The 13802-nt window shown below is 40.9% G+C and carries 12 protein-coding genes; 8 read left to right on the top strand and 4 right to left on the bottom strand.

Annotation, left to right across the window (positions count from 1 at the left end):
* The first annotated feature begins 42 nt into the window (after positions 1–42).
* The 6 genes from tilS to AFM12_RS01405 all read left to right on the top strand — a co-directional run bounded on the left by tilS (position 43) and on the right by AFM12_RS01405 (position 7151).
* Positions 43–1362: a tRNA lysidine(34) synthetase TilS gene (gene tilS, locus AFM12_RS01380; RefSeq protein ID WP_055143426.1), complete on the top strand. Its 1320-nt coding sequence runs from the start codon at positions 43–45 to the stop codon at positions 1360–1362.
* Between the two features lie 98 nt (positions 1363–1460).
* Positions 1461–3755 carry an OmpA family protein gene (locus AFM12_RS01385; protein WP_055143430.1) on the top strand — a complete coding sequence of 765 codons (2295 nt, stop codon included), beginning with the start codon at positions 1461–1463 and terminating at the stop codon, positions 3753–3755.
* Between the two features lie 174 nt (positions 3756–3929).
* Complete coding sequence (recN, locus tag AFM12_RS01390; RefSeq protein ID WP_055143437.1) at positions 3930–5585, top strand: DNA repair protein RecN; 1656 nt, start codon at positions 3930–3932, stop codon at positions 5583–5585.
* Between the two features lie 127 nt (positions 5586–5712).
* On the top strand, positions 5713–6144 hold the full coding sequence (locus tag AFM12_RS01395) for a hypothetical protein (RefSeq protein ID WP_055143438.1): 432 nt from the start codon (positions 5713–5715) through the stop codon (positions 6142–6144).
* Positions 6128–6763: an SCO family protein gene (locus AFM12_RS01400; RefSeq protein WP_055143442.1), complete on the top strand. Its 636-nt coding sequence runs from the start codon at positions 6128–6130 to the stop codon at positions 6761–6763. The genes AFM12_RS01395 and AFM12_RS01400 overlap by 17 nt, the downstream gene beginning before the upstream one ends.
* Positions 6753–7151 (top strand): c-type cytochrome, encoded by a 399-nt coding sequence (locus AFM12_RS01405; protein ID WP_055143444.1) that lies wholly within the window; start codon positions 6753–6755, stop codon positions 7149–7151. Before AFM12_RS01400 ends, AFM12_RS01405 begins: the two co-directional genes overlap by 11 nt.
* On the opposite strand, the gene lptC is transcribed toward AFM12_RS01405, so the two are convergent.
* The 4 genes from lptC to AFM12_RS01425 all read right to left on the bottom strand — a co-directional run bounded on the left by lptC (position 7148) and on the right by AFM12_RS01425 (position 11020).
* Positions 7148–7717, bottom strand: a complete 570-nt coding sequence (gene lptC, locus AFM12_RS01410; protein WP_082391150.1) for an LPS export ABC transporter periplasmic protein LptC — start codon at positions 7715–7717, stop codon at positions 7148–7150. The genes AFM12_RS01405 and lptC overlap by 4 nt on opposite strands.
* 5 nt (positions 7718–7722) lie before the next feature.
* Positions 7723–9018, bottom strand: coding sequence for a BamG family beta-barrel-assembly machinery protein (gene bamG, locus AFM12_RS01415; RefSeq protein ID WP_055143450.1), 1296 nt, complete (start codon positions 9016–9018; stop codon positions 7723–7725).
* Positions 8990–9721, bottom strand: a complete 732-nt coding sequence (locus AFM12_RS01420) for a type III pantothenate kinase (RefSeq protein ID WP_055143452.1) — start codon at positions 9719–9721, stop codon at positions 8990–8992. The genes bamG and AFM12_RS01420 overlap by 29 nt, the downstream gene beginning before the upstream one ends.
* Before the next feature lie 66 nt (positions 9722–9787).
* A complete protein-coding gene (locus tag AFM12_RS01425; protein WP_055143454.1) occupies positions 9788–11020 on the bottom strand; it encodes an MFS transporter in 1233 nt (410 codons plus the stop codon).
* A gap of 280 nt (positions 11021–11300) precedes the next feature.
* Between AFM12_RS01425 and AFM12_RS01430 the strand changes: the two genes are divergently transcribed.
* Both AFM12_RS01430 and AFM12_RS01435 read left to right on the top strand, forming a co-directional pair.
* Complete coding sequence (locus tag AFM12_RS01430; RefSeq protein ID WP_055145037.1) at positions 11301–12491, top strand: Gfo/Idh/MocA family protein; 1191 nt, start codon at positions 11301–11303, stop codon at positions 12489–12491.
* A gap of 121 nt (positions 12492–12612) precedes the next feature.
* Positions 12613–13758 carry a Gfo/Idh/MocA family protein gene (locus AFM12_RS01435; protein ID WP_055143457.1) on the top strand — a complete coding sequence of 382 codons (1146 nt, stop codon included), beginning with the start codon at positions 12613–12615 and terminating at the stop codon, positions 13756–13758.
* The last annotated feature ends 44 nt before the right edge of the window (positions 13759–13802 follow it).

The following is a 13802-nucleotide window of genomic DNA, read 5'->3' on the forward strand; positions in this document are numbered from 1 at the left end:
GCAAAATTAGCTTAATTTTGTGGTAATCTACCGAGGAAACGGATGCTGAGATCATTTTTAACTTACCTTAAGAGTACGATTAAACTTCAGGAGCAGAATCGTCTGCTTTTAGCCATCAGTGGTGGTGTAGATTCTATGGTTATGCTCGACCTGTTTTCTCAATTGCCTTATTATTTTGAAGTAGCTCACGTTAATTTTTCGCTTCGCGGAAAAGACAGCGATGCGGATGAAAATCTGGTCAGGGATACATGTCAAAAATTAAAAATCCCGTTTCATGCACGGAAGTTTGATACTCAAAAAGAGGGAGAAGAAGCTGGTATGTCTACACAAATGATCGCACGGCAATTACGCTATCATTGGTTCGAGGAACTTCTCGAAACACAAAATTTAAACTTACTGGCTACAGCTCACCACGCCGATGATCATCTGGAAACCGCTCTGCTGAATCTGGTCAGAGGTACGGGAATCAGTGGTTTGAAGGGGATTTTACCGGTGAATGGTCATATCGTAAGACCTTTGCTGTTCGCTTCAAAAGCTGAAGTAATGGCCTACGCCAAGGGTAAAAAAATTAAATGGAGAGAGGATAGCTCCAATTCTTCTCGGAAATATAAACGCAACTTTATCAGACATGAAGTGGTGCCAAAACTTAAAGAATTAAACCTCTCTTTACTCACAACATTTGATGAAACTGCTCAAAAATTTGCGATGGATAACATGTTTATCCAAACCCAATTTGAGGAATTTAAAGAGCAAGTTTTAAGGAAAGAACCATTCGGATTTTCGGTTAAAAAGGATCTTCTGTTGGAAAAGACGAATGAGGCTTTGGTTTATCGACTTTTCGCTGAGTTTGATTTCGATTTCAAAACGGTAAAGAAAATACTGGTCGATGGATTAAATAAAACGGGGGCTGTTTTTGAGTCTGAAAGTTATGAGTTGGTTTCTGATCGAGATGAATTTTTGATTCAGATAAAAAGGTTTTCTATTGATTTTTCTACTGAGATAGATGAGAAGGGACTGTATGAAACTCCGGCTGGTCGGTTGAAAGTTAGTGTTGTTCAGAATTACCCTTCTTCAGAGGATTTAAAAGATCCGCAAAAAGCTTTTCTAGATTTTGATAAGCTTGATTTTCCACTGTTATTAAGGAAATGGCAACTTGGTGACAGGTTCCAACCTTTCGGGATGAAAGGTAGCAAGCTGGTTTCTGACTATCTGATTGACGAGAAAGTTTCTATCCCGGAAAAAAGGCAGCAAATGGTGCTGGTTTCAAATGAGGTGATTGTTTGGCTGGTGGGTAGGAGAGCTTCTGAAAAAGTAAAAATAGGCAAAAAAACTCTGCAAATTTTAAAATTAGAAATTGTTTAAGGTCTTGGTAATGTGAATATTGAGTACTTGGGGTATGGACTTGGTTTGAGTTTGGCACGGCTTTTGAATTAATCATGACGTGCATTATTCCTAATAAAATGCGATTAACCAAGACCTTAAAAATAACGTGCTCATTGCTAACCGGCATATTGATCTTCTTTCTGATCAGTATTGATGCTTCTGCTCAATTACGTGCAGGGAACAAGGCTCTGGAAAGGTTGAGTTATGTGGAAGCCCTCAAACATTATGAAGATTTTGTAGAAAGTGCTAAGCCAGAAGATGAAGATCTGCCGGAAGCTCTTTCTAAGCTTGCTTTCTGTTACAAACATTTGCAGGATTTCAAAAATGCCGAAAGAGTGTATCGTAAGCTCTTTGAGAAACATGAGAGTATCTTGGACAGCAAGGAGTTCTTATATTTTGCTCAGGTTTTGGCTTCCAATTCAAAATACAGAGAATCTCAACTTTATTATTCCAAATATGGGGAGCAACAGGCCTCTGATTTAAGGGCTAAAAACTTTACTGTCGCCTACATGGATAAATCACCTTTCTACCGTGATTCATCTTTGTACCGCATTGAATATGTAAACGCCTTAAATTCCGTTCAGGCTGATTTTAGCCCGATGTACCACGGAAAAGGACTCGTTTTTGTTTCAGCAAGAAATGATGATGGTATCATAAAGCGGGTATTTATGAATAATCAGACACCTTTTCTTGATTTGTTTGAATACCCTGATACCTCTTCGATTGTTGTAGGGGCATCGGGAGCCTCAGCTGCAAAAGTTCAGAGTGCTCCGAAAAGTAATGGGGTGAGCAGGCTCGAAGAAATGGAGATGTTCAGTAAGCGTCTGAACTCAAAATACCATGAGGGTCCGCTGGTTTTCTTCAATACAGAGAATCAAATTGTGTTTACCAGAAATAATCATATCAATGGTAAAACCCGTAAATCTGAAGACGGCATAAATATGCTGAAGCTTTATACAGCAAAGAATAATGGCAAAGAGTGGGACCATATCGAGGAATTGCCGTTTAACTCAGACGAATATTCGTGCGGTCATCCGGCGTTGAACCGTGAGAATACGAAAATGTATTTTGTTTCAGACATGCCTGGTGGGTATGGTGGTACTGATCTTTACGTGGTAGAGTATAAAAACGGCAACTGGGGTGTACCTGTTAACATGGGACGTGAAATCAACACAGAAGGTGATGAGATGTTTCCGTTCATTGATGAGAATAATCACATGTATTTCGCATCAAATGGTCATGCGGGTCTGGGTGGTCTTGATATCTTCTTTGTTGAACTTGAAGATGACAACGCCATGGGAACTCCTGAGAACTTAGGAGCACCTATAAACTCCTCAAAAGACGATTTTGGTTTGATAACAAATGGCGAGCGTTCAAGTGGCTTTTTCTCTTCTAACCGATTGAGAGGTTATTCTGATGATAATATTTATGCTTTCAACAGAAAGTGTCGTGAGTTAAAGATACTGGTATATGATGCCAATACTGAGGAGCCGTTGGCTGATGCCGAGGTGAGATTGATTAAATCCGGCGTCAATCAGGATTTACATATTACGGATGGTCAGGGAGAGATCAATGTGTGTATGTCAACAGGGCTTGACTTTGAGTTCAAAGCTTTCAAAGAAGGCTATGAAGCAAACTCTGTTAATTATGCGACCATGATCACCGATCAGGAATCGGGAGCTCAGATAAAAATTTACCTGCAGCCTTCTCAATTGCCGCTTGTAAAAGGTACTATTCGATCAGAGTTAACCAATGAGCCAATTGCCGGAGCTACCGTAATTCTGACCAATGAAAAAGACGGAAGTACTGAGACTGTGATAACAGGAAAAGATGGTAAATACGAATTTCAGCCTACCAAAAAGGGGAAATATGTAGTTTCAGCGGTTAAGCGGAATTATGCTACCAATACTGAAAAAGTGGGTAAAGTAAAGCCTAAAAAAGTTGATAATACTTCATATGAACAAAATCTTGGCATGATTGCTGAAGGAGATATATTTAGAATCGAAAACATTTACTACGATTATGGTAAAAGCTCGATTCGCCGGGATGCAAGAAAGGAATTATTAAACTCAGTTTTACCAGTTCTTGAAAAGTATCCACAGATCCAAATCGAGTTAAGAGCTCATACAGATAGCCGCTCAAGTGCTGACTTTAACCAGCAGCTTTCTGAACAAAGGGCTCAGTCAGTGGTAGACTTTCTTACCAAAAGAGGCATAGAGGCTTCAAGAATGATTGCCACAGGTTTTGGAGAAACCATGCTGGTCAATGAATGTGCAGATGGGGTAGATTGTAGCGAAAGCAAGCACCAGCAAAACAGGCGTACAGAATTTAAAATTACGAATGTGTCTGACGCCACATCAGTTAAGAATTAAGATTTATTTTTTCATAGTTTAGGGTTAAGGTTTATTGTAGAATCCGCAGAGATAACTTTTCTCTGCGGATTTTTTTCTTTCTGAAACCTGATGAAAATCTCTTTAGCAAAGGCGGCTTCTCCTTGCCTTATCCATACCTGCTGATTAGCTTTGCATCCGGTCATAAAATTCCTGATGCTAGCCCATTTACAGATTAAAAATTATGCGTTGATTCAGCAGCTTGAGATTTCTCCTGATGCAGAGTTGAATATTATAACTGGTGAAACAGGTGCCGGTAAATCTATCATGCTTGGAGCTCTGGGCCTTCTTATGGGTAAAAGAGCTGACGTGAAGGCTCTTTTTGATCAGGAAAAAAAATGTGTCGTTGAGGGCACATTTCAAATCGAAGATTACAAACTTCAGTCATTGTTTGAATCGCTCGGTATCGACTACGAAAACCCTTGCCTTATTCGGCGTGAAATCGCTCCAAATGGAAAGTCAAGAGCGTTTGTGAATGACTCTCCTGTTACGCTGGATATTTTGAAGCATTTAGCCGATCGCTTGATTGATGTGCACTCGCAGCACGATTCTATCATGTTGGCAGATTCATCGTATCAACTGAATTTATTAGATGCGTATGCTGAAAGTCAAAATGAACTTTCTGCTTTTGAAAAGGCCTATGGGGTTTATGCTCAATCTCAAAATGAGCTGAAAAGGCTGGAAGCAGAGTCTAAAGCTTTGCAAAAAGAGTTTGATTATAATTCGTTTTTACTGGAAGAACTCTCTGAAGCGAATCTTAAGGCAGGTGAGCAGGAAGAGGCTGAAGAGAAACTAGATGTCCTTGAAAATGCCGAAGAAGTTAAGCTGAAACTTTCACAGGTTTCAGGCATTATAAACCATCCTGAGCAGTCACTGATTTCTGCTTTACAAGATGCCCATGTTCAGCTGAATTCTATTTCAAAGTATTCGTCAGCTTATTCTGATTTGAAGAAACGCTTGCAAAGCGTTCAGGTAGAGCTTTCTGATATTGCTGATGAGGTGAGTATTGAGGAAGAAAAGGTAGAGTATGATCCTGAACAAATCCAGGTTTTGAAAGACCGGCTTGATTTAATTTTTCGCTTACAGCAAAAACATCAGGTTCAGGATATTGAGAGTCTTTTGACAATTCAAAAAGAGCTTTCAGTTAAAGTAGAAAACGTTCTTGACTTTGATAATAAGCTAAATAAGCTCAAGAAAAGCCTGGAGTTAGCTACAAAAGAGCTTGAAGAGGCGGGGCAAAATTTAAGGGAAAAGCGAGAGGCTATCAGTCCTCAAATGCAGAATAAAGTTGTAAATCTTCTCAAAGAACTGGGGATTCCGAATGCTGCATTCTCCGTTCAGCTAACTGAAAAAGAGCCTGCTGCTGACGGATTGGATAAGGCGGAATTCTTGTTTTCAGCAAATAAAGGTTTTGAACTTCAATCGCTGAAAAAGGTAGCCAGTGGAGGTGAATTTTCGCGTTTAATGTTGGCCTTGAAATATATTCTGGCTGAAAAAGCCGCGATGCCCACTTTGATTTTTGATGAGGTAGATACTGGTATTTCGGGCGAAGTAGCCGTAAAGATGGGTAACCTGATGCGGGAAATGAGCAAGAATCTGCAATTGATAGCAATAACCCACCTGCATCAAATTGCCGGAAAGGGTACGTCTCATTTCTTTGTTTACAAAGCTGATACTAGTGAGCGGACCATCAGCAGTATGAAAAAATTAAATCAGGAAGAACGCATTCTTGAAATTGCGAAGATGATTGGCGGTAATAACCCTTCTGAAAGCTCAATAAAGAGTGCCATTGAGCTTATGGATGCGATCTAGACGGGAAATGAACTTTTGATAAAATGAAACCGACATGATTGAAATAATCATTAATCACGCAGGAGAATTATTATTTCAATCATCAGAAGTCGCACGTGATCTTTGAAAATAAATAGAAAATAAACACATGAAAAGGGTAATTGTATTTCTATTCTCAATTCTGTTTCTAACAGCTTGTGGTGGGGCTAATTCAGAGCTCGATCAGAAACTTGAAACACTCAATAAAGAATTACTGGAAGGGCATGATCTTGTAATGCCGAAGAGCATGAAACTGCCAAAGGTGAAGGCCAGCATACTTGAGCTCATAAAGGACCTTCCTGAAGAGGATGAGCGTGTGGCCAAAGGGCGTTCAATAGCCTTTGAACTTACCAAGGCCAATGACGATATGTATAACTGGATGGATAATTATGCCAACGCCCGCTTAAAAACCGAAGACCCTAATTCCCAATTAGAGCTTTATGAAAGGTTAAAAGAAGAAATAGCCTCCATCGGAGATCATACAAATGAGGCCATGCAAAAGGCCGAACAATTTATTAGTGAAAATGAAGCAGCTGAATAAACTTCTAATTCTTTCTTTTTCCTATTTCACGCTTTGGAGCTGTAATGTTCAAGAAGCAGAACTTCCGGTTTTGGGCCCGGTTAAGGTTGGTGAAAATGGCGAAAATATCCCTCATCAAATTCCTGACTTCTCTTTTGTAAACCAATACGGTGATACTATTTCTCAGGTTGACTTTGAGAATAGTATTTATGTAGCAGATTTCTTCTTTACTTCTTGCCCCACAATTTGCCCGGTAATGAAATCTCAGATGATCAGAGTTTATGAGCACTTTCAGGATCAGCCCGAGGTTAAAATATTGTCGCATTCTATTGATCCTTATCATGACTCAGTGTCTGTTTTGAGAGATTATGCGGAGGCTTTAGGAGTGAATGACAGGAAATGGCAATTTGTGACTGGTGATCAGGATGCCATTTACGAGATAGGGGAGAAAAGTTATATGGTAACCGCAGCCGAAGATACAGTTGCGGCTGAAGAAACCGGAGGTTTTATTCATTCCGGAGCTTTTATTTTGGTGGATAAAAAGAAACAGGTCAGGGGTTTATATGATGGCACGGTAGAGAAGGATGTAAACCAACTGATTAGAGATATTGAATTACTACTCAAAGAAGATGAGGAATAGTCTGAAAGTACTTATAGTTTCAGTTTTATTGTCTGGTTGTACCAGTGCCGAAGAACTGGAATACGAGCAGTACCTTGTCAATGGTGAAATTCTATATAAACAGCGATGTGCCAATTGCCATGGCGAAAAAGGAGAAGGACTCCGTAACCTTTATCCTGCCCTGGCAGGCAATGCCGTACTAGGTAATACCTCACAGGTGATTTGTCTAATCAAAAATGGCATTAGGGCCGACCAAGCTCAAAGTAAGCAGGCTATGCCTCCAAATCCTGAGCTATTTGATTTAGATATTGCTCAACTCGTCACTTTTTTGAAAGATAAATATGCTGGTAAACCTCAGAAGGTTACTGCTAACGAAGTCAAAGAAATCCTTCTAGATTGTGCACCCTAATCTAGAACTCTTGATTGAGCCGTATCTGGCTGCGTAACAAGCGAATCAACCTGGAAATAGCCTGTAATTCCTCCGGTAAACTTATAACTGCTAAAGTCTTCTGAAGCCTCCATTCCGTTTCCGATAATTTGATCATTTGGAGTATTAACCTGAACCTTCTTATCAGTGTAGATGATTTTTTTATTTGGATCCCACACCAATTCATTTGTGGAAAGGCTCTGCTGAGCCTGGCGGTTATAAAAGAAGACGTTTCCCTGGATAATGTACCTGTTCTCTTTCTGAACATATTTTCCGCTGTCACCCCGTAATGAGCTATATTCTACGGCATTTTCATCAATAAAATTGACATAGACAGCCTTTGGGTATACCTCGTCTTCATTTTGCATTTTGAGCTGTTTGGCCGTAGACATTTTTACCCTGACCCGGCCGGAATCTGTGAAGGCCACATTGAGGTCATCAATGGTCATGACGGGCCCGAGGTAGACAAAGTTCTCTTTGGTTTCGTCCTCCTCTTCACAAGCCCAAAGTACACTGAGGGCGATAAACAAGTAGACAAAGCGTTTCATTTTGATTAGTCAATTCTCGGCTGAATGAACCATGGGCTCAATAAAGTAGCACTTATTGATAATCTAACGTAATTTTCTCTGATTAGGTTGTTAGTAATAACTCCACGGTTACCAAAGGCCACACCAAGGTTGACATAACTTGGGTTTCTGTAGCCCATCGGCACTGAGACACCCATTGAGAATTTGTTGTCCTTAATACGGGTTCCATTGATAACATAGGCGGTTTGCGAAGTTGAATAACCTAGTCTATAAAAAACCTGACTAAGATACCTTGTAGAGGAAGAGTTTGGGAGATACTCCAGACCGAATTTATATTCTTCCGTGTCATTTTTGATTCTTTCTGCCAAGGCATCCAGGTTTTGAGCCGTTGACCATTTAGTGGTATGATAGTCGGCCGCAAAGATCCATTTGAAAGGGCTTTCTAGGCTAATACCTACCCGATACTGAGTTGGTGTTTTTACTGAAATATCATTTAAGGCTAACGTATCAGGAACGCGAGTGATGAAAGGGCCGTTGCCGACATCGGCATAGCTTCCGAAAGTTCTGAGAACATCGCCTTTAAGTTCGGCAGACCGCTCTACAGCTCCTCCAATATTCACTTGCCACTTATCATTCAGTTTTTGTTGATAGGCCATTCCAAATTTCAAACCGCCACCTTTCATTGCATAGCGTGTATTGGTTCTTAATTGATTTGATGCGTTACCAAAAAGGTAGGAAGAACTGTCTTTGTTAATCGTTCCAAAATTATAGTTGGCCTCTAATCCGACATAAAGACTATTGAAGATCCTGAAAGAGTTTGTGAAAGAAGCTCTTGAAATACCACCTGTGTTATACACTTCTTTAGTGTAAACTTCATTTTCAGCACCAATGATGGCCTCATCGTATTTGGTTTTATGATCAACCATACTGTAAGGTCTGAGACTTGCTCCCATCGCCCAGTTGGTAGTCACTGGTACCGTAAGTGAAAGGTTGTCAAGATTGAAACCGAAGTCTCTTTGAGAAAGGTTCTCGGTAGTTATTGTTCTGGCATTACCTCTGAAACCTACATTAAATGCAACATATTTATAGCCCGAAGCAACACGGTTTTTAACCAAAAGGGCCGGATTAATCTGATTAATGTAAAAAGCATTTGCAAATGAAGCTCCGGTTCCCCCCATCATTTCTTGCGAAGCGGCGGTTGGCTCGGCTAATTCACCTATTCCAAAGACGGAGTAAGGAGTGTTGCCCTGACCCTGGCCAAAAGCTGTTGCAGATAGAATAAGGCTTAAAAAACTAAAGAGTACTTTTTTTGTTCTCAACATTGTGAATCAATATTCTGTATAATCCTTCCAGAACTAAATTTGAAGCCGCAAAGGTCGGATAATTAATCTGACTTTCAAAGAAGCCGGCATCTCCGCCACTTATCAAAATCTTGAGATCATGTTCTGCAAGATATCGACTTATTATCCCGTTTATTTCAGCGGCCATTCCGTTTATCACGCCACTTTTGATACAGCTCTCGGTGGTGTTTCCAATTAGCTCAGGAATTTCTTCCGCCTCTAACAACGGCAATTTTTTTGTGAAAGTGTGTAAAGCTTTGAAACGCATCTGCAGTCCGGGAGAGATGTAACCACCTTTGAAAACACCCTCTTTATCAATATAGTCCATCTTAAGAGCCGTGCCCATGTCAATGATCAGGCAATCTTCGGCTGGAAACCTGAAATGTGCTCCAACGGCCGCAGCAAGGCGATCGTACCCTAAAGTGTCAGGACTTGCGTAACCATTAATTATAGGAATCCTGGTATCTCTGTTGAGAAAAAGTGTATGTTCAAAGTCTTTAAACTTAGAGAGTAATTCCTCAGAATTGAGAGTCACCGAACATACAATCAAGGCGTCCGGCTTAACTTTTTTTAAGTCTTTTAACAGTTGACTGGTTCGTCCTCTCTTGAATTCGGTCTCGTGGCCATTTTCGTAAATGGACATTTTTCCAAATGTATTACCAATGTCTATTGCAGCGTAAATCATTGTGACATAAAAATAAAAGCACCCGCAATGTTACCATTGGGGTGCTTTTTTGAATTTTAAGATTTCTTAGTGAGCAACCGCCTCTCCTGATTTTCCTCTCTGCCAGAAGAAAAGAATAGTGAAAGCTACAATCAAAATGATTGGGAAAGTTGTCATCGTTGAAAGCGTAGCCTGCCCTGCAGCTAAGTCAAGGTCAACACCTGAGAGACCAAGGGCTTGTTGTTCCGCAATATCACTATCAATCCATCCACCAATAATTGGTTGGAAAATGGCAGTAGAGAACATACCTACACCGCCTACAATTGACATTCCCAAAGCACCACTTTTTGGGATATTAGTAGCGACAAAACCGATCATTGTCGGCCAGAAGAACGCTACACCAACCGCAAAGAAAATAGCGGCAACGTAAGCCATAGCTCCTGTTTGCGTACTGAAAAGGTAAATACCCAAAGCAGCAATAATCGCACCTCCAAGAAGAACTCCAGTTTGTCCCAGAATATTTGTTACAGGTCCTCCAAAGAAGCGTAGAACAGCCATCAGCCCTGTAGTAAGAGCAAGAATAAGCATTGGTTTAGCTCCTGAGCTCTCCATGATTAAACCTGTCCATTTTTGAGGACCAAACTCTGTGATCGCCGTTAACGCCATACAAGCAAAAATGAAAATGAAAAGGGGAGTAAGCATAGCTTTGAAATTAGCTGAAAGCGAACTCGCCTGCTCCACACTTGCTTTCGGGAAAGTTTGACCGTAGAAAAGGTAAGCGTAAACTAAAGCAGGGATAGGAATTAACCAGAACTGGCTCTGCCATGAGAAGCCCATGTTTGTCATAAGCTCAGAAAGAAGAGCTCCTACGAAGATTCCGCCGGGGAACCACATGTGGAATCTGTTTAGCATTTTATTCCTTGTTTCTCCCTGATAAGTATCAGCGATCATAGGATTACAGGCGGCTTCAGTACAGCCACAGCCTATTCCCATCAGAAGGTTTGATGCCAAAAGCAAAACATAACTCGAAGATGAAACAAAATAGATGGCAATCAATGTAAGTGCCGCACCTACGAAGTGAGAGAAAAATGCGATCTGCATAATTTTCTTTGGTCCAATAGTATGGTAAATAAGTCCACCGATGATCATGGCAATCGGGAAACCAAAGAACCAAAGAGAGTTAATGTACCCAAGTCTTTCGGCAGTGTAGCCAAGGTCAGTTCCAAGCTGCTTCAGAGTACCAGCACTGATACTGAAAGAGAAGGCCGTTGTAATCAACGCAAAACAACTGGCCAGAAATAATCTTTTATCGTTTACCATTAGAGATTTGATTAGGGTTATAATTTCGGCGGTAAAGATAAATTTTTTCGATAGTTCAAAAAACTTTCGGGCTTATTCTTGAATTCGGTTTTTACAATTTTTTCTAAAAAAAAGATAGATTTTTCTCTTTTACTCAAACAGGGCATCTTCTTCTTGGAAGAAACAAGGCTTCTGTTTAATTTCATGCCCCATTTAAGCGATTTGCGAAATGGAATGGCGACTATTCGTCTGATAAATTTCAACCTAACAATACCTATATAGAATGAACAGAAAGATAAGAATGGGCATGATAGGAGGCTCATTGGAGGGCTTCATTGGTGCGGTCCACAGAAGAGGTGCTGCTCTTGACGGAGAAATTGAGTTGGTTTGTGGAGCTTTTAGCTCAAACCCTGAAAAATCTAAACAAACAGGCGAAGCTCTTTATATGGATCCCAGCCGGGTTTATGGCTCTTATGAAGAAATGATTCTCAAAGAAAAAGAGCTTCCCGAGGGTGAAAGAATGGATTTCGTATCTATCGTAGTTCCTAACCATGTTCATTTCCCTGCGGCAAAGTGTGCTTTGGAAAATGGTTTTCCGGTGGTCATGGACAAGCCCATTACACTGACAATGGCGGAGGCCAAAGAATTAAAAGTTATTCTGGAGAAATCTGGTCAACTGTTTGCCCTCACACACAATTACACGGCCTACCCAATGGTAAAAGAAGCTCGCCAATTGGTCAAAAACGGTGTGATCGGTGATATCAGGAAAGTAATTGTGGAGTATCCGCAAGGCTGGTTATATGAATTGCTGGAGGCAACAGGCCAAAAACAAGCAGATTGGAGAACCGACCCGGAAAGATGTGGAGCTGCCGGTGGGGTAGGAGATATCGGTACTCACGCTGAAAACCTCGCTGAATATATCACAGGATTACAAATCACTGAGCTTTGTGCTGATCTTACGATTTTTGTGGAAGGCAGGAAACTGGATGACGATGCCAATATTTTGTTACGTTTTGATAACGGAGCAAAAGGTATTCTTCATAATTCACAAATATGCCATGGAGAGGAAAATGATCTTAATATTCGAATATATGGAACCAAAGGTGGCCTGAAATGGAGTCAGATGGAACCAAATACGTTGGAATTGACCAATCAGGATACTGGTTCAAGAATCATCAGAACCGGAGTCGGTAATCTCTCTCCTCATGCCCAGGCACATACGAGGCAGCCAGCGGGTCACCCCGAGGGTTATATTGAAACATTCGCAAGTATCTATAGAAACTTTGCTTATGCTTTGAGAGCTAAACACGGTGCTTCAGCCGATAAGTCTGCAACAGGCGGTTTAGGTAATGCTTCAAGTTTGGATGGTTACGATCCGGACGTATATGATTTCCCTGGCGTAGAAGATGGCCTTCGTGGAATGGGCTTCATTCAAACCGTAGTTAAATCGGCCAATGACGAAAAGAACAAGTGGACGAAATTTGAGATTTAAGATGCTGTATGACAGGTGGCCGAAAACGGGTGTTTGGCCTTGTTTAACATAGAATTGGTCTTGAGTCTTAAATCTTTCGTCTGAAAGAAATTGAACAATAACAGTAAATAAGCAACAAAACATGCAAAAAATTAAAGTAGGTGTTGTAGGTACAGGTTTTATTGGACCTGCCCATATTGAAGCCTTGAGACGTTTGCCAAATGTCGAAGTGGCAGCATTGGCTGAAATCACAAAAGAGTTGGCTGAAGAAAAGGCAGCACAGTTGGGTATTGCCGTTGGCTGCACTTTTGACGAAATGCTGAAAATGGATGACATCAAGTGTGTTCACATTTGTACACCTAACTTTCTGCATTACTCACAATCTAAAGCTGCCTTGGAAGCCGGCAAACACGTGGTTTGTGAAAAACCATTGTCTAAAGACTTGCCTGAGGCCAAAGAGTTGGTTGAAATAGCGGCGAAAAGTGGTTTGGTTAATGCCGTTCACTTTAATCTTCGCTATTACCCGATGGTACGTCAGATGAAGGTGATGCGTGAGAAAGGCGAACTGGGCGATGTCTTCTCAATAATTGGCTCGTATCTTCAGGATTGGCTATATTTTGACACAGACTACAACTGGCGTCTTGAGCCTGATAAGTCCGGGGACTCACGTGCAATTGCTGATATCGGTTCACACTTAATGGACATCATTGAATACGTTACAGGACTAAAAACGGTTGAGCTTTTAGCTGATTTCAGCACTGTTCATAAAACCAGAAAGAAGCCATTAAAAAGAATTGAGACCTATAGTGGCGTGGAGCTTGGCCCTGATGATTATGCAGAAGTTGAGATCAATACAGAGGATCACGCGAACGTGTTATTACGTTTTGATAATGGTAATAAAGGTTCTGTAACGGTATCTCAGGTTTCTGCAGGTCGCAAGAATCAGTTGAAGGTAGAGATTTCCGGATCAAAGAGAACTTTTGCTTTCAACTCTGAAAGGCCAAACGAACTTTGGCTGGGTCATCGCGAAAAGGCAAATGAGGTCTTGATGAAAGATCCTTCGTTGGTTGATCCTGCCGTAGGATCTGTAGTTTCTTTCCCTGGTGGGCATAACGAAGGTTTCCCGGATACCTCAAAGCAATTATTCAAAGAAGTTTATGCTGCCGTAGAGGCTGGTAAACAACCAGAGAATCCAACCTTCCCGACTTTCGCTGATGGATATCGTGAACTTCTGGTTTGCGAAAGAATTCTTGAAAGTCATAAAGCTCAGAAATGGGTGAGAGTGTAAGATAAAACTTCAAATGCGGAGCTTGAGAACTCCGCATTTTTTTT

Source organism: Jiulongibacter sediminis, assembly GCF_001306455.1.
In the GTDB taxonomy this organism is placed as follows: Bacteria; Bacteroidota; Bacteroidia; order Cytophagales; family Spirosomataceae; genus Jiulongibacter; species Jiulongibacter sediminis.

Coding starts and splice junctions, on each gene's coding strand:
- tilS (WP_055143426.1), top strand. CDS start 43: ATGCTGAGATCATTTTTAACTTACCTTAAGAGTACGATTAAACTTCAG.
- AFM12_RS01385 (WP_055143430.1), top strand. CDS start 1,461: ATGCGATTAACCAAGACCTTAAAAATAACGTGCTCATTGCTAACCGGC.
- recN (WP_055143437.1), top strand. CDS start 3,930: ATGCTAGCCCATTTACAGATTAAAAATTATGCGTTGATTCAGCAGCTT.
- AFM12_RS01395 (WP_055143438.1), top strand. CDS start 5,713: ATGAAAAGGGTAATTGTATTTCTATTCTCAATTCTGTTTCTAACAGCT.
- AFM12_RS01400 (WP_055143442.1), top strand. CDS start 6,128: ATGAAGCAGCTGAATAAACTTCTAATTCTTTCTTTTTCCTATTTCACG.
- AFM12_RS01405 (WP_055143444.1), top strand. CDS start 6,753: ATGAGGAATAGTCTGAAAGTACTTATAGTTTCAGTTTTATTGTCTGGT.
- lptC (WP_082391150.1), bottom strand. CDS start 7,717: ATGAAACGCTTTGTCTACTTGTTTATCGCCCTCAGTGTACTTTGGGCT.
- bamG (WP_055143450.1), bottom strand. CDS start 9,018: ATGTTGAGAACAAAAAAAGTACTCTTTAGTTTTTTAAGCCTTATTCTA.
- AFM12_RS01420 (WP_055143452.1), bottom strand. CDS start 9,721: ATGATTTACGCTGCAATAGACATTGGTAATACATTTGGAAAAATGTCC.
- AFM12_RS01425 (WP_055143454.1), bottom strand. CDS start 11,020: ATGGTAAACGATAAAAGATTATTTCTGGCCAGTTGTTTTGCGTTGATT.
- AFM12_RS01430 (WP_055145037.1), top strand. CDS start 11,301: ATGGGCATGATAGGAGGCTCATTGGAGGGCTTCATTGGTGCGGTCCAC.
- AFM12_RS01435 (WP_055143457.1), top strand. CDS start 12,613: ATGCAAAAAATTAAAGTAGGTGTTGTAGGTACAGGTTTTATTGGACCT.